The organism is Methanobacterium sp. BAmetb5 (assembly GCF_003491305.1).
Classification (GTDB): domain Archaea; phylum Methanobacteriota; class Methanobacteria; order Methanobacteriales; family Methanobacteriaceae; genus Methanobacterium.
This window is the reverse complement of record NZ_CP022706.1, coordinates 474,735-501,648: the sequence shown is the minus strand read 5'-3', so window position 1 is coordinate 501,648 and position 26,914 is coordinate 474,735. Positions and strand designations below refer to the sequence as shown.

The following is a 26,914-nucleotide window of genomic DNA, read 5'->3' as shown; positions in this document are numbered from 1 at the left end:
AAAATCCATATTTTTCTTTTTTCACTTTTCTACAAAGTTAATAGCCTTTTGAAAACCTTCAACCATATTTTTGTATGAAAAATTAGTTTCTACTATTTCTTTAGAAGACTTACCCATCCTTTCCCGCAATTCATCCTGGGACAGGATAAGTTTCATGGAATTATACAGTGCAGTGGAATCCCTTTCCGGAACAATGAAACCATTTTTCCCATCTTGGATCATATCAACTGCAGAACCCACGGCATCTGTGGCAATAACCGGGTTTCCATAGTACATGGCTTCATTAACAACAAAAGCCCAGGCATCAACCATTTCATGGGTTATGGAGGGGACAACGCACAGATCACTAGGGCCATAATAGTTTTTTAGGAGATCATTATCAACGTGGCCCAGGAAGTACACATCATTATCAATGTGGAGATCTTCGGCCATTTTTTTTAATTCTCCTTCGTAATCTCCTTTACCAATAATAACCAGAACAACATCACTCATATCCTTTTTTAGAGTGGAAAATGCACTTAATAAGTATTCCACTCCCTTCTGTTTCACCAAACGCCCAACAAACAGTACAATCTTTTTGCCTTTAAAGGAAGGATATTCATGGTATAAATTAGCTTCATAATTATAGTCATCTACTGGTTGATCGGGGTAAGTTCCTGTTTCTATGATTCCTTCTGGACTTTGAGTGGGGGGCTGTGAAATATTACTGGCATTGGGCATTAAAAATACCTTGGAGGGTAAAGCCCCTAGATATATAACACATTCTTTTTGTTTGGTTCCCGGGAGGATAATAGCGTCAGATTTTTTAACAATGATCTGGGCAAAAAATTTCACCAATCTCCTTTTGGTGGTTTTCTGGTTCCAGTTCCAATCTTCAGTCCATAGTACGAATTTTTTCCCCCTCAACTTAGCAATGGCAAAATAAAGAGTGGTTTCGATTATTTCTGGTAGACTATCCCAGCTACCCCCAACGATTATATCGTAATCTCCTGATGATTCTTTAATAACTCCAAAAGCAATTCCCAAATAATTTTTTAATATGGTATAATCCACATTTTTCATTCCTTCAATCTTATCATCTATTTCCACATCATATATCTCTTTAGACACATCTAAATGGGTGAAAACGAATTTAATAGGATAAATTTCGGATAATAAACTGAAAAATGGCCTACGGTACCACATGGCTGTGTTGTGGATAAAAACTATGCGGGATGATTCTGGATTCATTGTTATCAGTCCCATATCCGGGAATAGCCGTTATCGTAGATGATAAATTTCCCTATAAATAAGTTACGGAAATTGGTTATGTTTTCCTCTTCTTCCAGCTGAGTATACACAATACCCTTTTTAATATTCACATTCCATTCATAGATATAACCATGGGGTATGGTTTTATTGTCCAGGAACAACTGCTGGCTGATATTGTTAAACTGGATTCCACCTAACATCAACCTCTGGTGTCCAATACCATCGGTGTATATCTTCTGGTCTATTTTAGAATTGTTTAACCATTGGGCTCCAATTATTTCCTGATCGTATATAAAGTATTCACCACGGAGTTTCCCGTTGCTATCATAGTGGGGAGAATAGGGGGTTCCATAGAAATAGTACTGCAGGTATGTACTGCATGAAAAGAGGGATACCAGAAGCACAAATATCAATACATAGCTTAGGTTAACCTTCCTAAGTAATTTAGCAACTTCATCCAGGCCTATGATAAAGGCGGGGGCTAAAAATATCAAACTTTGCAGGAATATGCGGGGAGCACCGTATAACTTGGAAACCATGGGTACAATGATGAACATGATTAACAACAATATGAATAGGTATATTCCCAAAATAAAGCCAAAGTCCATTTTTTTCCGGTAATATTTGAATTTTAGGGTTATTCCCAGTAATCCCAGGAAAATAGCAAAAAATACCAGGTCGTTGGCAATTATACTCATGAGGTTGGGTAGGGATTTCACACCAATACCGAAGATAGCCAGCACCGATGCATCCCGGGAGTCAGCAGTTATTCCTGAGGCAGTGCTGCTGCTGATCTGTTCCATGGATCCAGAACCTGCTGCCAACTGTATTCCGGCAAAAACCCCGTACCAGACCATCATAAATGCAAAAATCAATACTATAACATCAAAATTTTGGAAATTGATCTTCTTGTTTTTTAGATTTTTTAAATAAGGCACCAGACTCTTCAGGAAGGGTAACAGGATTATGGGTAGTAACAGGGTCAGTGCCACGTAGGCTGTGGAGTAATGGGAGATTATCATGGCCCATACTGAAATGATAAGCAATATTTTACGGGATTTATCGGATATTTCCTTATCAAACAGGATGAAAACAGCCAAAAAGAAGAACAAAAGTGCCACTAACTGGCGTGTACATCCCAGGGAAAGTATGAAGAAATTCTGGAACACTATAAGTAACGCCGCCAAAAACGCCTTATCCTTTTTGAAATATTTATTGAAGGTAAGATAAGCTACTAAAGGAACCAGTGAACCAATGAAGGCATAAATCGTCTTAAATATATATTCTCCGTTTATGTTACTTAAAACAGCGTATATTGTGGGGAGAATGGTGATGCTGGTACAGAGGTAGTAGGCGTTACTGGCGTTGGTTACCACATCCCAGAAGGCCTGGGAAAAGGTGATGTTAAACACGGCGTATTCATGGTGGACATCAATTCCAAAAATATGATTGGATGTTAATCCATTGAGTAAAAGCAGTGCCAGGCTTATCAACCAGATTGCCAGGGGATAAGTTGAATGGTGTGCTTTATTTTTAAAAATCAGAAGACAAGCCACGTAAATTGGAATTAAAAACAACATTACCAGTATGATAAAGTTGTACTCCATTTTATTCATTAAAAAGGTTCCAATGATGGCTAAGATGGGTAAAAGAATAGGGAATATAGCCAGGGTGATTGATTTATTTTCCAAGTTCATTTCCCAGTTAAACAACTGATCAAAGGTTAAATTCTTATTTTTCTTAAATGAGATCAGCATTAAGGCAAATATAATCAGATTTAATGAGATTAGAAGGGGAACTAATGTGAATGGCTTAATATTTACCAAGTATAGGAAGTTCAGGCCTAACCCGAAGAACATGAGGAAGGCTATGCTCAGGGCAAAGGTCAGCACTATCTTTTTAAGGAATTTTATTTTATGTAAGGGGAGTAGAGATAAAATTAAAAATCCGGGCACGGTAGTGAAAAAGACCACTCCCAAAACTTCTCGTAGGATAGGTATATTCAGAAATATACTCAGATCAGTGGCAATTAGTAAGCAGAACAAGGTAAAGATCAATTTATTTACATCGCTGCTGCTTATTTTCTTTATTATCTCTGTAATCATGGGACTCCTCTTATTTAGCAAGTTTTTGGTATTCTCTTTCTAGCTGTTTAATGTGCTTGTCCATGGTGTATCTTTGCACAGATTCGTATGTTCCTTGTTCTAATTTTTTCAGAGTTTCGGGTGAATCAATTAAATTTTCCAAGAGTTTCTGGAGTTCATTTACATTACCTGCTTCAAACAGGTAACCATTAAATCCATCTTCAATTAGTTCGGGAATTCCCCCAATTTTACTACCAATTACGGGGGTTCTGCAGCTGAAACTTTCATAGATAACCATTGGTGAGTTATCGTACCATATGGAGGGCACTACAGTTAAGTTGGCCTGTTGATACATTTTTATAAGTTCTTTTCCCTCAAGAAAGTCGTGGAATTTAATCCGATTATCATTTTCGGACATTGACTTTAATTTTTCGCTGCATAACCCTTTCCCAACAATATCCAGGCGTATATTCATATTTTCAATTTTCCTGAAGGCTTTTAAGAGTATGTGAACACCTTTATGTTCACCTAAATTGCCCACATAGAGTATATTCGTCTGGGAGTAATCTTTTTCAAATTTTTCGTTGTCCTTTAACTCAATCCCCAAGGGGATTTTTTTAGATTTAACATCTTTAAAGAGACCATTTGATTTTAATTTATTTATGACGAATTGTGAAGGTGATATTAACAGATCTACTTTGTTCTTGGCCAGATGTTTTTGGATTTGATTGTAGATTTTACAAAGTGCCGATGGATTTTTGCAGATCTCTCCTGAACTATTTAATAAATTGGCCCTCATGCAAACCAGAGAATAATCATGGGCCGTGAAAACCAGGGGAATTTTCAAACTTTTAGCCGGTGCAAATGAAGAAAGTGATAATCCTTTGAAGTTATGAATATGAACAATATCTGGATTTTCTGTTTTCAATATGTTTTTAATGATTCTTTCATCGTAGGGGTTCCATAAATCTATTATATGCCATAATGGTTTGAGTAACATTGATTGGTTAGGATGATGGTAAATTTCGTAAAGATTTAAAGGTTTAACCTGGTAAATTTTCACGCCATTAATGATTTCCACATCATTTTCACTGAAAGGGGTGGTAATAACTATTACTTCGTGTCCTTTTTTCACTAGTTCCTCTGAAACTTTTTTAACACTTACTTCAGCACCACCCAATACATTGGGCGGATATAAATTTGATATTAAACAAATTTTCATTAAAGCACCCTTTCATAAAGATTTTCAGCCATTTCAGCAATTTTTAACCAGGTATATTTCTCTTGAACCAGTTTTCTTCCTCTTATTCCCATTTTTTCAGATAATTCCTGGTTGGTTAACAGATCAACAATGGCCTGTGCTAATTTCTCCACATCCCGGGGAGGTATTATTATACCGGCATTAACCTCCTTCAAATCATCTGAAACCCCCACAATATCAGTACTTATCACTGGAGTTTCACAAGCGAGAGCTTCAAGGGCAACAATTCCAAAACCTTCCTGTTTTGATGAGATGGAAGGGAGTACAAAGGCACGGCATTTATTATAATACTCCACTATTTTTTCGTGGGGAATGAATCCATGGAATTCCACATTATTTTCTAACCCAAGATCCTTGGCCATTTTCTGGTAATAGTCCAGTAATTTTCCTTCTCCACCCACTACCAGTTTAACATCATTCACTTCTTCTTTGACAATTTTTAAAGATTTCAGTAGATAATCTAAACCTTTATACTGGTGGAATTCATCTAAAAGGCTCAGGAAAAATAGGGAATGGGCTTCTTTGGTCAAGTTCAGGGGTTTGAATTTCCTGACATCCACTCCATTGGGTATTACTTCAATTTTATCCTCATATCTCTTTAAATAAGGTGAGGACTGTAAATAATCTGGTTGAGTGATGATAATTTTTGAGGCATGGTTCAATAATAATTTCAGGGCAGTACTATTGTATAATTTAGCGATATAGTGAGCTGCCCCATTCCCAATGATATCATTGTGATAAGTAACTATCAATGGTTTATTTTTAAATTTCGATGCCATATAACTCCAGTCAGCACTCCAGGGAGTGGGGATGTGGGTATGAATAACATCAAAATTTTCTTTACTTAGGGCATAGGGCAATCCCGGTGTTAGGTTGGTATTGGCTATTTTCCCCAAGTAATTAATCCTCTTTACTTGGATATCTTCAACTGTTTCTTCCCTTGATGATGGGGGTTCATTGGCACATAAAACCCTTACTTGGTGTCCTTTTTTTACCAGTTCCTGGGAAAGATAGTAAACATAATTCTCCACCCCTCCAATGAAGGGATAAAACCTGATTGGAGTTTGCATTATCTTCATAATTATCCTCAATTTTTTAATTAAATTTTAATTTAGTCTTTTATTAAGTCTTTAGCATTTATTCATTAATGGAATTTTGATAATAAGCCTCTAAATTGGATACAATTTCATTCCAGTCATATTTCCAGGCAGACTCAATACAGTTTGTCTTTAGTTTATCCCTTTCTTTTAAGGCTTGATTTATTTTAAGTGCCATATCTTTTTCACGGGGTGGTGTTATAAATCCATTAACTCCTTCCTGTACCAGGTCAGCTGCAGCGTTCATTGAGCCTTCTACAACCACCACTGGAATGCCACAGGCATTGGCCTCCACTACAACCATGCCAAAACCTTCCCTCTCCGATGGAAGCACGAAAACACTGGAAGCCTTCATGAAACCAAATAGATCCGAAACATTTTCCAGGAATCCCATAAATTTTACATTGTTTAAAAGATCCAGTTCCTGGACCAATCCTCTAAGTTTATCCATTTCGGGTCCATCACCAATTATCAAGCATTTTACATGGGGATTGGTTTTTTTGACCGTGGAAAGGCTGCGGATCAGTAAATCTACACGTTTTTCCTTTATAAGTCGGCCCGCGAAGATCAAATCCAATTCCTCATTTTTAGGGGAGATCTGTTCTATTTCCTTAAAATTGATGCCAGGAGGGATTACCATTGAGTGGCCAGTTTTTCTGATATTTTTAAGGTCCTTTTCAGTTTTAGGGGATATGCAGATTATATGATCACTGAGATGGTAAATTATCTTTTCCAGAACTTTACCAAAAAATCCCATGAATCCCAGGTAGTTATACCAGTAATCACCCCAGACCTCCAGGGCAGTGATTATTAAGAATGATTTGCCCCTCAGGGAATGAAACTTGGCCGGGAAGCAGGAGAAGAACGGAAACCCCTGACAGTCCACCACATCAAATTTTTCTTTCCAGAGGCTGGGCATTAATTTAAATGCAAATAGTATGGCTTCACTAATGGATCTGCGGTTGTTTGTGTAAAGTTCTCGGGGTTCACCCACTCCGTGCATGTGAATGCCATCCAAGATAATATCCTTCTTTCCTTCTTCAGCCCACCACCATCCCCAGGAGTAACAGTGTATTTCATGGCCTTTTTGAGCCATTCTAAGTGCTAAGTCATATATCCTTTTCTCAGCACCACCTTTAACCCATGGATAGGCTGCATCGTAAACATAGGCAATTTTCATTTTTGAATGTACTCCAGAAATAATTTATTTATCTTGTTAGCTATTTCTTCAATTTAACAACCAGATTAGTAAGTAAATTCTGTTGATCTCGAGAAATAGGGATGGTAGTTAATCCCCTTTATTTAACAGCAGTAAACTTAAGAACATTCCGGAAAAAATGGTCTGGATACCTAACAGTGAGAGGATCATGGCCACCACTGTGGTTTGCACCTGGTATAGTGCACCAAAACCTCCGGTGCTCCAGTTAGCAATAACGTAAAGCCCAAGGATTATCCCTCCGGCCAGAAAAATGACTCCTAAAAGCAGTTCCTTCTCTAATGAATGGTAACTCATCAATTTCTTCTTAATTCCAGAGCTACTGGAATAACCGTAGGTAGCACCAAAGGCTCCAAAGTAGAACCATGAAAGGAGTAACTGATATCCGGTTAATACTAGAATACCGCCCAAGATGAGGGAGTGCATTCTGGATATTCCTTGAATCCATACCAGCAAGGTTAGGGCAGCTCCAAAAACGAGAGCTATAACTCCGGGTATTAATAGGAATGGTCCAGGCCGGTAGAGCATCATAAAACGTAGATGTCTCCATCCATCTGAAAATGAACTGAGTTTTGATTCACCTTCGCGAGGGTAGTAGGTAATGGGGATTTCAGCAATTCTTAATTTTTGGCGGGATGCTTCTATCACCATTTCCGAAGCAAATTCCATCCCGCTGGTTTTTAAATTTAATTTACCCCATGCTTCTTTAGTCATGGCCCTCATACCACAGTGGGCATCGGAAATTCCCGTGTGGAATAGTACGTTTAACACCCAGGTGAGAAAGGGATTGCCTATGTATTTATGAAGGGCAGGCATTGCTCCGGGACGTATATCTCCCTTTAACCGGGAACCCATTACAAACTCGGCATCACCCTTTAAAATTGGTTGGATAAATTCAACCATTTCATCAAAAGGATAGGTCCCATCTGCATCTCCCATTACCAGTATATCCCCAGTGGCTTCCTTAAAACCGCGCAGGTAAGCATTACCATAACCCCGGTTGGTTTCTAAAACAACCCTGGCTCCAGCTTCCGAAGCTTCTTTAGATGTATTGTCAGTAGATGCATTATCCACAACTACTATTTCTGTTTCAAGTCCAATATCATTGAGTTTTTTGATGGGCACTGAACGAACAGTTTTTCCCACAATTCCTTCTTCATTCAGAGCGGGGATAACGACAGAAACTTTCATAGAATCACTTTACAAATATTAAAAAGATTATTTAACTTAGTTTTTTATGTTATATAATTTATACTCATCACATATTATGTTTGGTTAATTTTCAACATATTTAATGATTTTGAGGTTATCTAGTACCAGTAATTAACTCACTATAATTAATAATCTATGGTGCACACAATGAAATCATCATTTTCATAAACCTTAGTAGCGTAGTCTGGTTTTATTTCTGGAAAATTTTGGGTGATATTTTTACTGAAGTAATATAATGAGAAGAACTCGGAATTAATGCTGCGCATATAAATGGGATTATCCTTATCTTCTGCGGGTAACACCAGATTCTTATCGTAAACCAGATACCCCACATTTATTTCTTTTAACCTTAACAACGGAGTATCAGTATGATTCTTAAGGGCATAATGTGCAAAACCATAATTCATGGGCATACCCGCCTCAGTAGCCAGGAACATTCCGGTGAACTGGTTGGAAATAACCAACGAACGACTTTGGTTACCATTCTCCCGGAACCAGTTGGCCAGGTCCACTTCTGAATCAGAAGGAGGAGCTATCTGCACCTTCCCAAATTCATTTTTAGCACTGTAGACTGCAATATTTGAATCCGTTACCGTTAGCATGGCAATCAACATGGAAATTGCCAGAATAACTACTAAAAATCCAGTCCGGATGGTGGGGGATGAAAATCGAGGATATTTCCCTTTTTCATGGTACTTTTTGAGTTTACAGCAGCTAATTTTAATCCCGTACCCTCCCAGTATGGAAAGAGGTATCAAAAGGTATATGAGAACCCGGTAGGTGATGACATTGACTCCTAACAAGTAGGCATTACTCAGGATGATCATGGCCATGATCCAAACCAGGATCAGGTTATCCTTTCTACGGTGGTTTTTAAGGGCAAACACAGCTCCTATCACTGAAAATATTAGCACTAAGACTCCTATGTTTCCCAGGTAACTGTAAATCCCCAGAGAACGACTATAATCTAATGAGGTACTCATACCAGTAATTGCACTTATTCCCTGTTGCATTATGGTTTGTAGAAGTTCGGGAGCGAAGATCTGGAGGGCAACAACTCCGGCAATAGCTATACCTATAATCAACAGAAAGAAGGACACAAAGTTCCCTAGAACCTTAAAGTCACGGTAAACTACCAGTTCCATCAGGGTAATGGATATAATGGTCAGACCCAGACACAGAGTAGCTGCCTGATGAGTGCCAATCACTAAAATAAACAATAACCCTCCTAAAATAGCCATTTTAAGTTTTTTATCCTGTATGGATTGGTAATAAAGGTAAACAGCCAGGGGAATGAAGATAAGGGCCAGGTTTTCTGGCAGGGCCAGAATCATCCTTTCCACCAGCATGCTGGATAACATTAGAAATCCAGCACCAATCCCTGCTATTTCCCCGTAAAATTTGTAGGCCACATAGGAAACAGATAGAACAATGGCCATGGCCAGCAAAGGCTGCAGTAAACGGGCAACCTGAAAAAAGTCAATTCCCAGTCCGGTGCCCATGGCGGCAATTAAAAAATGGAATAATGGAGGATAACCTATCTTTTGACCCACTGGAGCATTTAAGAGTGGATTAATGAGTGTGAAACCATTATGGGCGTAAACCTGTGCATACTGCACATGGTATATTATATCCCATCCCAGTGGCCACTGGTACTTCAGGGTGGGGATTAAGGCAATAATTAAGGCCGCAATAGCAGGTATTAAAATTAAATACTTTCTACTGTTAATTGAAGTGTGATCCATATAATTTCACCGTAAAAATATCATTGTAATAAAGACAGCAAATTGAACACCATCAACCTTTAAATGGGATTTGGTGTTAAATGGAAGCCGATATTGGCATCGGACTATTGTTTTTTTATTTATATATCCTTAAATCATTACCTTTATTTAAAAGTTAAAGATGTCCCCGGTAAAACAGGATGTAAGCCAGTATCATCAGGATTATCGCGCCCACTAGGGCAATGGAGACCATACTTTTATCATTACCAAATACAATTGGTATGGGACCTACTAAAATTACCCCGCCCGTGCTGACCTTACTATTGTCGTTGCTGTCCGTTTTTCCTGATGATAGGAAAGTACTGCCTATGAATATAAGGAGCATACCCACAACTACGGCCACTATGCCTATTAAAATGATTGTTTGTCCTTTTATCATCTTTTCACTTTTAGTTAAGGGATAATAGAAATTTTGGTTGAATAAGGTTGCTTTTTATCCTTAAAGTTGTTTTAAATATATATTTTTAGTCCCTATTTTAATTAGTTATATTAGCTTTCATAAATTCTAAGAGACTAAATCAATTTTTGATTAAAAATTAGACTATATCTTGGATTGATACTCCAGTTTTCCCTTTATTTCACGTTTTTCAACAAGTTCAAGGGACAGCATTAACTCTATACATTCTTGTAATTCTTCTAATTCAGCAGAAATAATAATATCTGTTTCAGATTCAAGCATATTCTCTTGACTGGATTCAGATGATTTTAAGATATTTTCCAGGCTCATCCATCTACCATTCTTACAAAGGACATTGTGAACATCCATTAGGTAGTGAAGGTTTCTTTTTAATGGTTCTTCAACTTCAATTTCCTGAATTTCTCCCTTTATCTCCCTGGCTAGTCCCTTTATACTGGATACTTCATTGGGAGGAACCATAAAAATAACCTGAATTTCTTCGGATAGAAAGTAGTTTCCCCGGCTGATATGCAAGTGGTTTTCTTGGAATAACAATCCTCCCACATCATCCACATGCTCAGCTAGGAGGTCGAACTTGTGCACACCACCACTAAAATGTAATATTCTGTACATTTTTAACCCTGTATATTAGATGGTTCAGGTCAGTATAAAATTTCTTGGTTTACCAGTTTCTTTTATGGAAAATAATTAACACCGTAAACATTTGAAAACATGTATAAATGATTAATCTTTAATCAAAAAATCTTTCCAACGGCAAACCGCAATTCCAGTGGTGTCACCCAATTCTTCTATCTGTACTATCCAATCAGAATCCCGGTCATCGTGTTCCAGATCCAGCTCACGACACAATATACTGGCTATCTGACTGGAGAGTAACTCAGCAGAATTCATATTCTCCTTACCCTTCAACGTGTAACCATTGTCCCTTAACTTACATTTCACAGTAAACGATTCATTTTTGGCAACCTTGACTTGTACCAATTTCTGGATAGTGCTAATTACTAGCCCAGGCGGTGCGGATACTATGGAATCCAGGGGTATTGCCTTTTTAATAGCCACGGTATGAGTTTTTCTTAGCTCTTCAATGGCTTTGGCAGGATCAGTATCCATTTCCACGGTTACTGTGTCAAAATATTCTGATTGCATAATATAAAACCAGATTCCAATGTGATTGAAGGTTTTTTCAATTTCTTCCACCCCCAAAATTTCTGGTTTCACTTTTTCCAGGCCATTTTCATCCATTTTTTCTTTAAATTTTACCAACAGAACAACAACATCTTTTTCTAACTGTTCATCACTTTTCATTCTATAACCCCCACCCCCCTCATACTTAGTAGGAGGAGTCATAGGATAAGTATTAATAATAGTATGATATTAATAAATTTATGGGTTCATCTATTACCATAGATAGCAGGGCCAGTCTTAATGTGGATTTTGTGTTATCCCTCTTCCTCCTCCTAGTGGTAGTTGGGGGTATCCTGGGAACAGTCCAGATAAGGTTAGAAACAGTTCAAAAGTCTGATGAATCAGTTCAGGCACGTTTAATATCAGAAAAGGTTGCTTCTGCCATTGAAGAGGTTTATGCCTCAGGGGAAGGTCATGAAATAAAAATAGAAATGCCGGGTAATATTGAAGGGTCTTCATACCGGGTTAAAGTAAATCAATCTGGGGTTAGGGTTGATGTGGGTGGCTGGACTGGTTATTCCTATTCTTTTTCCAAAAAAATATCAGACTATGCTCAGAGTCAAAATGAAGTGATTATGCGACCTAATACTAATTACACTGTTCGCAATGTAAAGGAGGGTAAACGTAATATTGTGGTAATATTTTAGGGAAAAAATACCTTTACATTTTTATTACTCTATTAAATTAAAACATGGATGTAATAATGAACATGGTTCTTAAAAAACTGTTTTTAATAAAAAATACCCTTTACTAACCTTTTCCTGGAGGATAGAACAGTTCATGTTGGTGAATGAGTATATTATACTGGATATAAAAGGACAACTACCCATTGAATTTCTACTGGTTGTTGGTTTTAGTGTTCTAATATTGATGCCTCTGGCCCTGAGTCTCAGTAACGCTGGAGAACTTAACCAGGCCATGAGTGCAGCCCGAGCCGGGGCATTACAGGGAGCAACATCAGATAGCGTGGCCATATATCCTGAAGATACATTTCGTGACTATCAAAGGGAGCATCAACGGCTGTTAGATCCATCTGGAGTAAAGATAGTTAAGATCACCTATCTAAACCAGGGTTTTAATCAGAGTTATCAGAAGACCAAAATTCAGTTAAAAATTTATGCATCTGCACCATCGGTTCCTGATAAAACTGATAGAAACTGTTTAGGTGATAGAATCAATTTCCAGGCCCGTAAAAAAATTACAAAATCATTTAATACAGAAAATCTTACCAATTCTATGTACAATCCTGCTTTTTCACAGAAATACATGTTCACCACGGCAAATGTCCAGTGGCAGTAAAATTTTTGTATAACTTTTTGCATGCCCGGTGGTAATCAATGATTTTTTCCCCATTGGATGAAGGGATTTATGAGAATTAACTCATTGCCATGGATAAAAGTTGAAGTCAATAACTAGAACTCTTCTTTTTTGTTTGGCGGTTTGAATAAGTTTTAATTAAACAATGAAATTTATCCTGAAATTATAAAAAATTTATAACCATATGAATACAACTTAATAATAGAAAAGAAATTGCCTATTGGTAAAATGCACAGTTTAACACTAGATGTTTCATTTATCCATCTACTCAATTTAATTAAATTAACATACACTGGTAGTGAATTATCAAAAAAGAGGGAAGTTCATGGCCAAAACTAAGAAAGAACAATTAGATGACACTCTTACAGCCCTAATGCAGGTGGGGCAGATAAAAGCATGTGGAATAGTATCTAAAGAGGGGCTGTTAATCAACTCCAGAACACCTCCTGATGTTGATGCCCGAATTTTCTCGGCACTCTGTTCCACTATCATGGGTGCGGCAGAGGCCGCCTCCGGGCAAATGGCCACCGGCGGAGTTAGTCAGGTATCAGTAAAAACTGATAAAGGAACCATTGTATTAATGCCTGCCGGTGCCAAAGCAATTTTAACTGCCTTAACTGAGCCAGAAGCTCAACTGGGGCTCATACTGGTGGAAATGGAATCAATAGCCCAGGAAGTAAATCAGGTCATGGGTGAGTCTAAATGAAGAAAACTCACATTCCCAAACTGGATGATTTTTTGGGTGGGGGAATACCAGAAGGTTCATCTGTACTGTTCTATGCTGACCCCGGTGTTGAATGTGAGGCTTTTGGATATCAAACCCTGCAAAGCAGATTAGAAGAGGGGGATCGCGGGTTCATTTTCACCAATGTAACGGAACCAAGCTCCATTCTTTATGAATTCGAGAAATTCGGATGGGACCTAGAAAAGGAATTGGATGAGGGTCAAGCCTTTTTTGTAGACGGAAGCTCGTATTTCATAGGGGTCCCAGTGATGGGTAAATATACCATAGAAGATTATTCACAGATAGAAGAAGTGGTTCATAAAGCAATAACCGATGTCCCTGATGGAGTAGGAGTTATTAATAATCTTTCCGCACTTATAGATTATCTTGATCCAGGGGAAACTGTGCGTATCATAAAAAAATGGAATAAGGCTGCCCGTGAAAATAAAACTGTTTTACTGTATTTATTCACAGAATGGGATTATGAAACTGATTTAATTGATGAAATAAAGGCTTCAATGGATTGTCTGGTTAACCTGAGTACCATTGAAGAGAGAGTCATTATTGGGCAGGGATTTATGGTTACAGGAGCAACCTGGACCACACCCTCCAGTAGCATGGTACTTTTCAACATTCTGCGCCCGGGCGGAGTAAAGATTTTCATACCCAAGATCCTGGTAACTGGACCATATAATGCAGGAAAATCAAGTTTTGTTAAAAATATTGCCCCAAATTCGGTTTCTGTGGATAAAATGGCCTTGGGCCAGGTTCCCACCACGGTGGCCATGGACATCGGCCACATGGAACATAAAGGATTTGTTGCCGATGTTTTCGGAACACCAGGACAGGAACGCTTTGACCTTATACTTGATTTACTTTCCAAAGAAGCAGTGGGAGCATTTATCCTGGTGGATTCTACCGATCCCCATACATTTCCCCGTGCTAAAGAAATGATAAAAAAATGCAAGGCTGAGGCCATACCTAAAGTAATTGTGGCCAATAAACAGGATCTACCCGACTCATTAACACCGGATGAAATAAGGAAGGTAATGAGAATCGACCAGAGTATTCCCATAATTCCAGTCAGCATACTTAACAATGAAGGAATTGAGGAAGCCATAGATGCACTGTTAGATATACTTTACAGGTGAATAAATGATCGTTCGCATTACATCTGGAATAACTGGTTTCGATGAATTGACAGTACCCGGTGATGATCTAGGCTTTGCCCTGGGAGGAATCCCTGAAAACACTATAACACTATTATATGGTCCGGTAGGTGTGGGTAAATCTTTATTCTGTCACAGTTTCACTTATCAGGGGTTAAGTACTGATGAACCCTGCTTATATTTAACCACCGACCAGAACTTCTCTACTATTTACCATAATATGGAAGACCTGGGACTCTCCCTGCAGGAATACATGGAGGGGACTATGTTGCAGGTAATTGATGCCTCCTCTAATGGGGAAAAATTGGAAGACTCTCCCACTCACCAATCATCCAATGTTAAAAACCCCACAGATATACTGGTTAAGGTTAGCCGGGGAATCAATTCCATATCTCAAAATAATCCTCGTTTTCGTGGTGTTGTGGATTCAATAACTGCCATACTTGAATCCAATGATGAAATGTTGATAATGAGGGTGTTAAAAAGTTACATATTACGGGTGAAGCAAGCAGGGGGCACAGCGATAATCACCCATACCCAAGGATCAGCTGATCCTCGAACGGAAATAATTATCAAATCCATGGCCGATAACATCATCCGGGTGGATGGGAAAACACTGGTTATTGAGTCCATGAAGGGGTTGGGACGGAAGAAAGCCCCCTACGAGATAACCGGAGAAGGCCTTATCCTGGGTAAAGAGGAATGAAATATTGAAAGTAATAAATATTACAGGATAAAAGCCCATTTACTAAAATAAATTTCATATAGGAGAATTCGATACAATGAGCATGGTTGAAACTGGTATACCGGGCTTAGATGAATTATTATCATCAAATGATGGGGATGGATTTCCTGAGAACACCACCACTCTGGTTTACGGACCCCCCAAGGTGGGCAAATCTATTTTTTCCTATCAATTCGCCTACCATGGATTGGACCTCAAGGAGCCCTGTCTGTACATCACCACCGATGACGGAATAAAACAATTAACCCAAAACATGATGGATTTTGGATGGTTTTTGCAGGGTTTTATTGATGAAGAACTTTTATACGTTATTGATTCAATATCTTCCCTATCGGGAGTACGTGTGGAAAATACTGCAACATATGCTTCTTCCAAAATTAATGACACCACTGATCTAATGGTTAAAGTTGGGTTAGGGACTCGTTTTGTTTTTAAAAAATCCAATGAATTTCGTTCTGTTTTTGATTCATTAACCACTCCCTTTGTTTTTAACCCGGAACCAATGGTTGTTCGTTTTTTGAAAACCTACCTAAGACGCCTGAAGGAAGCAGGGGCCACAGTACTGGTTAATTATACCGAAGGAGTTGCCTCCCCCGGCACCGAAAAAATACTCAAATCAATAGTCGACAATGTAATAATGCTTGATGGGAGTTATATGACATTTAAATCAAGTTATGACTTTATGGGAACTGCCAAATATGATATCACCGACCAGGGGATAGTTTTGGGAGAGGGGGAACTTCTGTGGTAAAAAAGATTTTCAAAACTAAACCTATCCCATAAAATGACCGTGTAGTTAACCGCAGGATTATGGCTCGGAAGAACAGCCAGAAGACACTTAGACAGTTACCAAATATAGATTTCAGTGTGAAGATGGGGAGGAATTTGCTATGGAACTTTTTAAGGGAAAAGATGAGTATGGTGATTCTCTCAAAATACTTTTAGAACAGCTTTGGGAATATCAGGAGGCTGAAGCTAATTTAATGGTCGAAATTGCAACAATTCACTACGAAAATGGAGATACAAATAACACCATAGGATTTTTAGAAAAATCAGTGGAAATATACCATGAATTGGGTTTTGATGAGCAAGAAGCTACTATTCAGGATTTAATAGGTGATGTGTATCGGAATATTGATAATCTTTCCAACGCTCTGGAACATTACTATAAATCGTTAAAAATAAGTTCCACCCTGAAAATACCACTTGAAGCAGAAGTTTTAGCCAAAATTGAGGAATGTGAAGTTCAACAGGAAAAAATGGATGATAAAAAAGTTAATAAGACATTTCCCATGGGATTAAAAGTCTCTGAGGAGTCATCTGAGCCTGAGGAGTCAATAGATTATATAAAACTGGGAAAAAGATTGGATGATATCATTGTACTTCTGGATGAATCAGCAGTTTATGGTACTTACCAGAAATATGAAAATCCCATGTTCCATCTGGAAGAAGCCTATCAGATGGCCAGCAGTATTGATGATAAAAAGGGGGAAGCAGCTTTACTCCTGATAATGGGTGATGTTTCCCTGAAAGCAGAAAAAACCAAAAAAGCCCTGGATTTTTTCCATAAATCTCTCAATTTCTTCCAGAGAATTGGTGATAAAAAAGGTGAATCAATAGCCTTACTGTTGATGGGAACTGCATATTTTTTACTGGGCGAGGTAAATGAGGGTTCCAACCATCTTCGCCAGTCCATGGATATCATAAGGGGATTGAATGATCCAGTTCTTGAAAAAGCTGCTTTAGAACTTTTAAACTCGATATATGACTGATTTTCCATACCTACCATATTTCTTATTTTACTGGAATTTTCATTAAGCCCTATCCAACCGGGTTACTATTCTTATCGACCATTAAGCACTGATTCTGCATATTTTGTATATCAATATAACAATATTAATTTCTATTAAATTAAATAAAAAAAATTGGAAAAAAAATGGTTTTTTTAAAAAAATAAGTACCTTAATTTTTTAGAACATACGTGACTTTAGGAAGTAGGCCAGGATTATTCCCAGTGCTCCAAAGATTAATCCAATTAACCATACGATTTTAACCACATCTTTTTCTTCCATGGGTCGTTTTAATATCCATCGTATCAATGAATTAAAACCAGTCTCTGGTGCCATCAGTTTTCCATCTTCTCCCACCTGGGTGGGCTGGTGTTGTTGTCTTTCCATGACCCCGGCACTGCGTAGCTTGAGCAACATATCGATTATATTGGGTATGAGGACAATCAGGGCAATGATTCGCACCCGGCCAATAAATGCCACTACTACAATGGTTGCTCCAATAATTAGAGTGCCTACATCTCCAGGGAAGACATTGGATGGGTGTCGATTGTAGTAAAGGAAGGCCAGGAGGGACCCTAGCATACACATACTGATTACCGCCACATCGTACTTGCCCATGATAATACAGGCAATACTCAACGAGGTCATGGCAATGGCACCCAGTCCAGATTCAATTCCATTTAACCCGGCCAGCATGTTGGTGAGGTTGGCGGCAATGGTAACTGCAATGGGGATGAGTAAAAGGTAGATAAGGTCCACGTTAGGTGGAGCAATCCATATAAGGGGCAAACCTGCCAGCCAGAGGAGTATAAGCTTTTCCTTGGAAGACAACATCACCAAATCATCCACCATTCCCACCAAACCTACCAGGAGGATCACCAGTAGGGTTATGGTGAGTTGGAACTGCAACTCGGGATAGAAATAAATACCCAGAAATATCCCGATAATAAATCCAAAAAGAATACCAATACCACCCATTTCTGCCACCGCAGGTTTGGATGGTTTGTGAATGTCTCGACCCACAATATCGGCAGCCTTTAATTTCTTAATAAGGCGAGGCATACTCAGGAAAGTTACCAGAAAGGCCACCAGGGCACAGATAGCCGAGGTCAAAAATAGATTCTGGTAGAGAAGTATAAGATTGGGTTCCATTTTTCATCACCGTTTTAAGAGGGAGTACACAGTTCTAAGGGGAATATCGAGTTTTGAAGAGATATTTTTAACTGAAACTCCCTGTTTATATAGATTTTTAACTTCATCAACTGTATCATTAGCGTATTTATTTTTCCTCCCTGGTTTGAGGGGGGATTTTTTAAGGTAATAAACAGTTTTAAGTGGTATATTCAGATTTTCTGATATTTCACGTGGTGAATATCCTGATTTTAATAAAGTATGTACTTTTTGAGTGTCTTTTTCACTGTACTTTTTGGGTCTGCCTTTCTTTTCTATGGATACAACAGAAACTCCCAGTTCTTCTAAGGCCTGGAGGTACTTTGGTGAGATTCGTGCGAACAGACTAGTGGGAATTGTAATCTTCTTTAGATGAGGGTATTCCTCCAGTAATTCCATGATCCTGCTGAATGATAGTGGTTTATTCACGTAAATTTCTTCTTTTACCGTGTTATCATCTTTCAATAAAGAACCACTTCCCAGTGAGATCATTTATTCTCTATTCATTAATCCATAAGAACTCAATTCATAAAAACATTTTTCTAAAAAATTAAGATGGTGAGTCTAAAAAATGATTAAATTATTTATTTTTTCATCATGGCCATGAACTGTTTGGCCCGGGAACTAGCTGGTCTTTGTAGGGTGTCGAGGGTCTCTTTGCCCTTTAAAACATCTTCAACTTCTATGGAAAACAGTTGGGCTGTTTTTGCTACCGGTAGGTTCCCTTCACTGGAAAGTAGAGCAGCACCCAGGGCAGGTCCCATCTGCAGGTGGAGACCTTTCATCTTTTTTTCCACGGAAAATTTCTGGGCCAGCACCCTTCCCATGTGGGGTATGTAGGTGATACTTTCTGAAAGGTATTCCTGCATATTCCTCACCACATCAACTTCAAAGTCCTGGAACGCCTTCATCTGATTGGTGTCCAGACCCGGTCGAAGATAAGGGAAAGGGCCAGAATACTTATTTCTCCGATCATAAGAAGTGGTTAAGTAGTAGTGTAGGAGATCCCACAAAATATATATCCGGGGAATTTCAAGGAATAAAGACTTTTCAAGCAAATTTTTCTCTTTTAAATCATTTTGAAGGGTTTCTTCAGGTTTTCCGTCCTCATTGAGCAAACCCCTTTCCTCCAGTTCCCTCTGCAGGTAAAAATTTTTAAGACTCTCGGGGTCATCTCCTGTATCATATTTATTGGCTTTTATCTTGGAAATTTCCAGGGCCTTCTGGTATTCTTCAACTTTACCTTTATTATGGAGAGTCTTTTCCAGAAGATCCGGCAAAAATTGGAGTATCCTGTTCTCGGCGTACTTAACATAGCCCAATGAAAGGGCAGTTTGCACGTGTTTATCATTTATAATGGACGGTTTCTTGCGGTGAAACTGCATCATTTCAATACGGGCGTTGGAACCGTACTGGCTGCGAATCTCCTTTTCGTAATTGGCCTCTTCCTGGGCATCAATGGTCACCCTCTTCCTGACCCAGCGGTTATCTTCCATAACCTTAATAACCAGGGAAACTGTCTTTACTATTCCTCTCTTCTCCTGTTTCAGGATGCGCACCATACTACGAAAGGCTTCCCTACTCCGGGGGCTTAGATCAGATAGTTTAACCATGTAATCTCCAGAAAGGGGTAAAAACGGGATAATTTCCAGGCGATAAACACCTTCCTGATTTACATGTAACTTTAAATCATCCTGACCACATTCACAGTTTCCCCGGGTTAGGAGTGATATTTCATGACCCCTGTACTTTCTATGGCATGAAGAACATTCCAGGGTCGCAAATTCTTCTAAATGTCCAATGGCAATCTTGTGGGAGGACATGGCTGATTTTACCCTGTCCAGGATGTTTTTCTTGGCAGCAGCATTCATCCGGAAATACTGGGTGTGGCGGCTGACATCGTACATATCCTCGGCTTTGGTTTCACCAGTGAGTGGACGGCCGTACTTGTTAATGGAACGGTAAGGCGCAGTATAACCCTTAATCTCCATGGTCTCCCTCATGTCCTGGAGGGTATCCATGTTGTTCTTGAAGTAAGTGTAAAGGGAGAGGAATTTTTCCGGGCTTTCCATGTCAATTAATGAAATTTCCCTTCTCTTTATCTGATCCAGAAAACGCTCGGATTTTCCAATGAGTACAGATTCATTCATGGTATTCCTTCATAATTGTATCAGTCACAGCCCGTTTTAGATGGAAGTTCCCTCCCTGGTATTCCATCCTTATTAATCAGAATAGTTTTACAACCCCCTACCTTATACCTTCGCCTATGGTAGCGTCAGGGGCGGTCAAGAGAGTGGAACTATCTCCTGCTGCTAATACCATTCCCTCGGATTTGATTCCAAAAAGTTTGGCTGGTTTGAGGTTCACCAGAATGATCACCTTCTGGTTGAGTATTTCTTCTGGTGAGTATTTAGTGGCTAAACCAGCTACCACCTGTAACTGTTTATCCTTAACATCTACCATGAGTTTAAGCAGTTTGTCAGAGCCTTTAACTTTCTCTGCTCCAATTATTTTACCCACCCTCAGGTCCAGTTTAGCAAAATCATCAATACTTATTAGATCATCCATGGTTTCTTTCTCCTCTAAATTTTTATACAGTGTTTCCTTTTCCTGGGCAATTACTTCGTCATCAATTTTAGCAAATAATGGTTTGGCCTTTGATATGGGGGTTCCTGGTGCCAGGAATTCGGCTGATTCTTCCCATTTTAAGTTATCTTCCAGGCCAAGTATTTCCCTCATTTCCCGGGATTTAGATGGAAGATAAGGATTTATAACCATACTTATCACCTTGGCCAGCTGATTACACAGATAAAGGGTGGTGGCAGCCCTATCACTGTCTTCCTTGACAGTTTTCCAGGGTTCCTGGTCGTTGAAATATTTATTTCCTGTTTTGGCCAGTTTAACAATGTCTTTAAGGCCTTCCCGGAAATCGAAGTTTTCAATACATTCAGCTACTCTACCAGGGGTGGCGTTGATCTCTTCAACCAGTTCCAGATCATCCTCGTTGTATGAACCAGGTTCTGGTATGACTCCTTGGAAGAACCGGTGGGTGAAGGAGAAGGTACGGTGCATGAAATTTCCCACCACATCGGCTAGTTCATCATTGACCCTTCTCTGGAAGTCATCCCAGGAGAAGTCCGTGTCCCGGGTTAAGGGTGCGTTGGCCACCAGGTAGTACCGCAACAGATCTGCATGGAATTTTTCCATGAAATCAGAAGCCCAGATCACCCAGTTCTTACTGGTTGACATTTTACGACCCTCCAGTGACAGGTACTCTCCGGCCACTATGTTGTAAGGAAGTTTGCAGTCATGGGCCAGTAGCATGGCCTGCCAGAATATGGAATGGTGGTAAATAATATCCTTACCAATGAAATGCACCGCCCGATCATCCCAGTAGGGCTCCCATGCTTTGTTTTCACGGCGAGCCCACTGTGCAGCGGAAGAGATGTATCCTAAAAATGCCTCTCCCCACACGTATATTATCTTACCCTCTGCGTCATCCAGGGGGACAGGTATGCCCCAATCCATGTCCCGGGTGAGTATCCAGTCCTTCAATCCCTCGTTTATCCATTGCATGGCATAATTACGGACATTAGCCGGTAAAACCGGATTACCCTCAATGACTTCTTTTAGTTTATCCTGAAAATGACTTAAACGGAAATAGTACTGTTCTGACTCCCTTACTTCTGGTTCACTGTCACAGATAAGGCAGTGGGGTTCCACCAGCTGCACTGGTTCCAGGTGGCGGCCACAGGTCTCGCAGTGGTCACCACGGGCCCCTTCCCCACCACAATGAGGGCAGGTACCCTCCACGTAGCGGTCAGGGAGGAAACGTTCGCACTGGGAACAGTAAAGCTGTTTAATGGTTTTAGGGTAGATACAATTTTTCTGGTAAAGATCTAAAAAGAAGTTCTGTGATATTTCATAATGCAGGGGGGCAGTGGTTCGGGAGAAGTTATCAAAGGAAATATCTGATAATTCCAGGTCCCTCTGGATCAGTTCCCAGTTGCGGGTGGCCACATCCAGAGGTGATACTCCTTCCTTTTCGGCCTGAACAGCAATGGGTGTTCCATGTTCATCAGTGGCACACACAAACAGCACATCAGTGCCCTTCATCCGATGATAACGGGCATAAATATCAGCAGGTATGTAGGTTGAGCGCAGGTGTCCCAGATGGCAGGGGCCATTGGCGTAGGGCAGTGCGCAGGTGATAAATACTTTATTTGAATCTGTACTCAAAGATATTCCTCCTATAATCGCCTTGTTAAGCATGATACAGCATATTTTAACTTAAATATCTATTTTTAAATATTTATTAACCATCTTACAGTAAAAACTCAGTTGGAGTTGATGATAAAGAATAATATCTATTTTTATCTAATTTCTATATAAGATTTATCCATTAATCTACCTTCCCCTCGAGGTGTTGTTAACACCATTACCCATTAACCTTCAATGAAGGGTAATATTCAATAAAAGATGAGAAAAAACGCGGAAGGAATAACTTTCCAGTCATCTTCTTAGCTATTGATTTTTGATATTAAACAGATTCTTAGAATATCTAAAACACCCCAACAATAAATTTTTTTAACCGGGTAAACAACACATAAATTATGGTTTCTATCTCTTTTTTAAACCCCCTCTCACCAGAGGGGAAGGATATTGTAAGGGAATTGGGCAGCTTTGATGGTATATCTCAGGACATACCAGAACTACGCAGGCTGGTAACCCGTAATCCATCTCAAGAAATAGTTGCTGATGAAGAAATACCATCCAACTACTTGGAGCTGGCCCTGAAAAGGATAGAATGGTATGTTAAGAAAAAAAATGACCGAGAATTCAATAGCCGGCGATATTCATTCCTATCAGACCAGGACATAACCAAATATGATGTTATTTCATTTTATCTACTGTGCCAGTCAATTGGGGTTAAATTCGGACCTAACTCACGTGAAACACGGGTTATGGTTGAAGCCCAGGGGGATCTGGTCCAGGAAAGGCTGGGAAAATTAAGTCTACAGGAAGGCAGGTTGATGGTGGACCAATCCCTGCAACTCTTACTAAAGGGGGATACTGTTCACTGGACATTTTTCCAGGAATTACTGAGCACCCGTAAAATACGCCTCACCGAACTGGTTCTGGACCAGGGAGAGTTGGTACTGAACCAGGAGGACTTCATTGATCGCTTTGGATCACGGATCAAGCACCGAAATCCCAGCAGCATGTACCAACTTTTAATTGGGGATGAACTCAAGGAATTGCTCATGGTCAAGATGATCATGCAGGAAACCGAGGACTACATTAAACAGGTACATGAAAAGGCCCGGATCATGGTAGAGCCCAACCCTATCCTCCTGGAACTGGCTGAAGAGGTTGCAAAGATACTGGCTGAACCAATGCAGAGTTACGGTTATGGTTCTGGTCGGGGTGGTAGTGGACCAATGAAGGCTGGACCACTGAACAGCCAGGCATTTCCTCCCTGTGTGAAAAAGGCACTGGAGGGTATAAAATCCGGGGGAAGGAACGATGCCATTGTACTATTCATGACCCCCTTCGTATCCTACGCCCGACTTTACCCGGATGTTTTCCGGATGAACCTGTCTAAACGGGTCTCTGATCAGGACCCGCAGCTCGAGATCACCGAAAAAGAGATTTTGCCCCTGATTTACGAGGCTGCCCAGCGCTGCGTACCCCCATTATTTGAGGACCAGCCCCAGGAAAAGGTCAACATCAATGCCAAACTGGGATTTGGAATGCACTCCGAACTTAAAATGGAACACGAAGGTGAAACCACCTGGTACACTCCCATGAGTTGTGAAAAGATAAAATTGCACCTACCTCATCTTTGCCGACCCGATGATGTCTGTAAAAAGATAGGAAATCCTTTAAGTTATTATAACCGGATGTTATGGGAAGTTAGAACCCTTAAAAAGGCCGATGATTCAGGAAGTACAACTGCCAGTGCTGAAAATAGTTCTGAGGGAGTTGGAGATGATAACGATTCCCCAGGTAAAGATGGAACAACACCGGATAAACCAGGGGAGGCCTGATACGGCATGGAACTCAAACCAGCAACCCCCAATGAACGCCGGCAGTACTACCGGGAAGAATGGGATGTTAAAAATGTCCCTGATTTTATCCGCAATACTCTTATACAGAGGGAGTTCGGTTTTGACCATATTGGTCGCGGACCCAATGACCGCTACCGTGTGTTTCGCAATTCTGATGATTTGAGGAAGTTCATGCGGGTTAGAACACCATTTGCCGCCTATTCATCGGTAGCATTTTACAATAATCCTAAACGCAGGGGAGGATGGCTTAAGGCTGAACTGGTTTTCGACGTGGATGCCAAGGATATACCCATAAGGTCCTGTGGATGTGATAACGTCTGTGAGATATGTTTAAACCAGGCCAAGGACATTGTCATGGGACTGCTGGACACCCTTCAGGGAGATCTGGGGCTGAAAAATATTAACGTGGTGTATTCGGGCCGTGGTTACCATATAAGGGTCTTGGATGATGCAGTGATGGCCATGGACAGTGATGTACGTAGCCAGATCGTCAAATATTTAGTGGGTGCTGATGTTCCCCGGAGTGAATACTCCAGCCACGGAATGAAATACAACCTGGAACACTTCACCATACCATTTGGCTACCCCCAGGTATTCACCCACAGGGTAAAACAGGCCCTGTTAAACCTGACTCTCGATACAGAAATCGATGATGTCAGTAAGGATATAAAAAAGGCAGTAATAAAACACCGTGAATTACTCTATGATGACCAGTGGGGAATATTCCGCAAAGCAATCGGACCCGTAAGGTACGCCCGGTTGGTTAAGGGTATTGCCTCCTTAAACCTGACACTGGTAGATGCTAAGGTATCCATAGACCTCAAACGAATACTCCGCCTACCCTCATCCCTCCACTCAGGAGTGAGCATGAAATCCACCCTCATCAAGAACCTGGAAACTTTCGACCCCTTCCAGAATGCAGTACCTAAATTCGTTTACGAAAGGGATGATAAGTAGAGTTTATTGTTTTTTTAAAAAAAATTAAGGGTATTTAACCGGATAGTGGTGTTAATACCCCTTTAATCCCGGGTTAAAAGCTCATTTTTATGAAGATAACTGTACAGGAATTTCATCACACCCTCGTCGGCATCTTCAGCGATTAACAGATCCAGAACATCCACTAGATTGTATTTTTCCAGTAGTTTCTTCTTTAAATGTTTCCCCACACGTAGATTCCGGATCCCACCAGGGGTGAGTGTCTCCTGGATAAGGGACTCTGCATCCCGATATTCCCTTCTGGTGAGTGTAAACCATCGTTCACCTTCCACCCATGATTGGGGATGCTTTTCCAGGAACCTTTTGGTGTTCTCATCATCCCACACCGTGGGTCCCGAGTACTTCCGGAAGGGAGTTAACTTCCACGTGTTCATTTCCAGGAGTATTATGCCGGTGGTGTCCTCATCACTCCAGGAATCACTCCCCATAACTTTAAAGTCCTCATTTTCCAGGATCTTCACCAGGGATTTTTCAGTCTTCTGGATCTGGGGATGCAGGGCATCCGCAGGAATATTTGGGGTGTGGAAGGCCAGGAGAACTGAATGGGTCTTTCTCTGTTGAAATTCATCCCGCAATGTTTCCCGGTCATACTTTAAGGTTTTAGGATAGAAATATGATTTTTTAGGGTTTTCCAGGAAGTTACCTGCTGCCACCCTGAATTCAGCCATCTTCTGCAGTGTCAGTGCGGCAGAAACATTCCGGTTCTGGTCAGTCGGGTCCACCACTATCAGGGGATCCTTAAACTGGGCCCCGGTACCGAAGTTCATAAGATCTATTCTGTATCCAGGTTCCCAATGCTCGAGTGCACCTTCCAGAACCTTCAGGAACGAACCGTAGTGGATAACCAGCAATTCACACAGGTAACCAGAAAATCCACCCACCTTGAACTCCGAGCCGTAGGTTCCCACCATCTTCATGAACCGTTTTAAAAGCCGGACTTCCCTGGTCTGTTCTGGCCCTAAATTATCCACCACAAATAGGGTGTGCAGCAGGGTGCGGTCCACCGCAGATTTGAGTTCACTGGAATCTGTGATGTCATAGCAGGGTACTAAATCCACCTCATAACCTTCAATAAAACCAGTGAGGTAAGGGTGGGAGGCATAACGTTCCTCATAGGTTCCATCAGCTTCATCTACACATTTATGGGCCAGTTCCAGACCCTGACTTTTCAGATCATCCAGGGAAGTGGTGAGGGGAAATTTAATGAAAATATCAATGTCCAGACCCTTACCCTCTTCAGAGTTACCATTGGATAACCAAGTGTTCTTGGCCACTGAGCCCAGGAGCACGGCTTCTGCATTAATATTCAGTTTATTAACATTTTTATTGATTATGTCCTTTAATTTATCTGCTAAACCTTTAACTTTCGCTACCTCTTCTTTTGAAGGTTCAATATCCGCTAATATTGGGTTAAAATCAATCAC

General features: G+C 40.2%; 24 protein-coding genes. 9 read left to right on the top strand and 15 right to left on the bottom strand.

Annotation, left to right across the window (positions count from 1 at the left end):
- Positions 1-21: 21 nt before the first annotated feature.
- From CIT02_RS02345 to CIT02_RS02300, 10 genes are all read right to left on the bottom strand, one after another.
- Positions 22-1,230, bottom strand: a complete 1,209-nt coding sequence (locus CIT02_RS02345; protein WP_292613681.1) for a glycosyltransferase family 4 protein — start codon at positions 1,228-1,230, stop codon at positions 22-24.
- A 5-nt stretch (positions 1,231-1,235) separates the two neighbouring features.
- A complete protein-coding gene (locus tag CIT02_RS02340; protein ID WP_292613678.1) occupies positions 1,236-3,356 on the bottom strand; it encodes a DUF2206 domain-containing protein in 2,121 nt (706 codons plus the stop codon).
- A gap of 10 nt (positions 3,357-3,366) precedes the next feature.
- Positions 3,367-4,557, bottom strand: a complete 1,191-nt coding sequence (locus CIT02_RS02335; protein WP_292613676.1) for a glycosyltransferase family 4 protein — start codon at positions 4,555-4,557, stop codon at positions 3,367-3,369.
- Positions 4,557-5,675 carry a glycosyltransferase family 4 protein gene (locus tag CIT02_RS02330; RefSeq protein WP_292613674.1) on the bottom strand — a complete coding sequence of 373 codons (1,119 nt, stop codon included), beginning with the start codon at positions 5,673-5,675 and terminating at the stop codon, positions 4,557-4,559. Before CIT02_RS02330 ends, CIT02_RS02335 begins: the two co-directional genes overlap by 1 nt.
- Before the next feature lie 58 nt (positions 5,676-5,733).
- On the bottom strand, positions 5,734-6,873 hold the full coding sequence (locus tag CIT02_RS02325) for a glycosyltransferase (RefSeq protein WP_292613672.1): 1,140 nt from the start codon (positions 6,871-6,873) through the stop codon (positions 5,734-5,736).
- Between the two features lie 108 nt (positions 6,874-6,981).
- Positions 6,982-8,100, bottom strand: a complete 1,119-nt coding sequence (locus CIT02_RS02320; protein WP_292613670.1) for a glycosyltransferase family 2 protein — start codon at positions 8,098-8,100, stop codon at positions 6,982-6,984.
- 146 nt (positions 8,101-8,246) lie between these two features.
- Entirely contained in the window at positions 8,247-9,866 is a 1,620-nt protein-coding gene (locus tag CIT02_RS02315; protein ID WP_292613668.1) for a hypothetical protein, read from the bottom strand.
- Positions 9,867-10,020: 154 nt separating this feature from the next.
- On the bottom strand, positions 10,021-10,284 hold the full coding sequence (locus CIT02_RS02310; RefSeq protein ID WP_292613666.1) for a TIGR00304 family protein: 264 nt from the start codon (positions 10,282-10,284) through the stop codon (positions 10,021-10,023).
- A gap of 162 nt (positions 10,285-10,446) precedes the next feature.
- A complete protein-coding gene (locus tag CIT02_RS02305; protein ID WP_292613664.1) occupies positions 10,447-10,935 on the bottom strand; it encodes a methyl-coenzyme M reductase family protein in 489 nt (162 codons plus the stop codon).
- A 111-nt stretch (positions 10,936-11,046) separates the two neighbouring features.
- Positions 11,047-11,628 carry an RNA-binding protein gene (locus CIT02_RS02300; protein ID WP_292613663.1) on the bottom strand — a complete coding sequence of 194 codons (582 nt, stop codon included), beginning with the start codon at positions 11,626-11,628 and terminating at the stop codon, positions 11,047-11,049.
- A gap of 131 nt (positions 11,629-11,759) precedes the next feature.
- On the opposite strand from CIT02_RS02300, the gene CIT02_RS02295 reads away from it, so the two are divergent.
- The 7 genes from CIT02_RS02295 to CIT02_RS02265 all read left to right on the top strand — a co-directional run bounded on the left by CIT02_RS02295 (position 11,760) and on the right by CIT02_RS02265 (position 17,235).
- Positions 11,760-12,155: a hypothetical protein gene (locus CIT02_RS02295; protein WP_292613660.1), complete on the top strand. Its 396-nt coding sequence runs from the start codon at positions 11,760-11,762 to the stop codon at positions 12,153-12,155.
- Positions 12,156-12,288: 133 nt separating this feature from the next.
- Complete coding sequence (locus CIT02_RS02290; protein ID WP_292613658.1) at positions 12,289-12,807, top strand: hypothetical protein; 519 nt, start codon at positions 12,289-12,291, stop codon at positions 12,805-12,807.
- A 343-nt stretch (positions 12,808-13,150) separates the two neighbouring features.
- Entirely contained in the window at positions 13,151-13,531 is a 381-nt protein-coding gene (locus tag CIT02_RS02285) for a roadblock/LC7 domain-containing protein (RefSeq protein ID WP_048073354.1), read from the top strand.
- Entirely contained in the window at positions 13,528-14,700 is a 1,173-nt protein-coding gene (locus tag CIT02_RS02280; protein WP_292613654.1) for an ATPase domain-containing protein, read from the top strand. The genes CIT02_RS02285 and CIT02_RS02280 overlap by 4 nt, the downstream gene beginning before the upstream one ends.
- A gap of 4 nt (positions 14,701-14,704) precedes the next feature.
- A complete protein-coding gene (locus CIT02_RS02275; protein ID WP_292613652.1) occupies positions 14,705-15,424 on the top strand; it encodes an RAD55 family ATPase in 720 nt (239 codons plus the stop codon).
- Positions 15,425-15,500: 76 nt separating this feature from the next.
- Positions 15,501-16,214: an RAD55 family ATPase gene (locus tag CIT02_RS02270; RefSeq protein ID WP_292613650.1), complete on the top strand. Its 714-nt coding sequence runs from the start codon at positions 15,501-15,503 to the stop codon at positions 16,212-16,214.
- A gap of 139 nt (positions 16,215-16,353) precedes the next feature.
- Entirely contained in the window at positions 16,354-17,235 is an 882-nt protein-coding gene (locus CIT02_RS02265) for a tetratricopeptide repeat protein (RefSeq protein ID WP_292613648.1), read from the top strand.
- A 198-nt stretch (positions 17,236-17,433) separates the two neighbouring features.
- Here the strand turns inward: CIT02_RS02265 and CIT02_RS02260 are convergent, their stop codons facing one another.
- The 4 genes from CIT02_RS02260 to metG form a co-directional block, all read right to left on the bottom strand.
- Positions 17,434-18,405: a glycosyltransferase 4 family protein gene (locus CIT02_RS02260; protein ID WP_292613646.1), complete on the bottom strand. Its 972-nt coding sequence runs from the start codon at positions 18,403-18,405 to the stop codon at positions 17,434-17,436.
- Positions 18,406-18,411: 6 nt separating this feature from the next.
- Entirely contained in the window at positions 18,412-18,888 is a 477-nt protein-coding gene (locus CIT02_RS02255) for a helix-turn-helix domain-containing protein (protein ID WP_292613644.1), read from the bottom strand.
- A 119-nt stretch (positions 18,889-19,007) separates the two neighbouring features.
- Positions 19,008-20,573: a DUF530 domain-containing protein gene (locus CIT02_RS02250; RefSeq protein WP_292613642.1), complete on the bottom strand. Its 1,566-nt coding sequence runs from the start codon at positions 20,571-20,573 to the stop codon at positions 19,008-19,010.
- Between the two features lie 97 nt (positions 20,574-20,670).
- On the bottom strand, positions 20,671-22,695 hold the full coding sequence (gene metG, locus CIT02_RS02245; protein ID WP_292613640.1) for a methionine--tRNA ligase: 2,025 nt from the start codon (positions 22,693-22,695) through the stop codon (positions 20,671-20,673).
- A gap of 341 nt (positions 22,696-23,036) precedes the next feature.
- Between metG and CIT02_RS02240 the strand changes: the two genes are divergently transcribed.
- Together CIT02_RS02240 and priS are read left to right on the top strand one after the other, a co-directional pair.
- Positions 23,037-24,473, top strand: a complete 1,437-nt coding sequence (locus CIT02_RS02240; RefSeq protein WP_292613638.1) for a DNA primase — start codon at positions 23,037-23,039, stop codon at positions 24,471-24,473.
- Positions 24,474-24,479: 6 nt separating this feature from the next.
- A complete protein-coding gene (gene priS / locus CIT02_RS02235; RefSeq protein ID WP_292613636.1) occupies positions 24,480-25,451 on the top strand; it encodes a DNA primase catalytic subunit PriS in 972 nt (323 codons plus the stop codon).
- 62 nt (positions 25,452-25,513) lie between these two features.
- Here the strand turns inward: priS and cca are convergent, their stop codons facing one another.
- On the bottom strand, positions 25,514-26,914 hold the full coding sequence (gene cca / locus CIT02_RS02230) for a CCA tRNA nucleotidyltransferase (protein WP_292613634.1): 1,401 nt from the start codon (positions 26,912-26,914) through the stop codon (positions 25,514-25,516).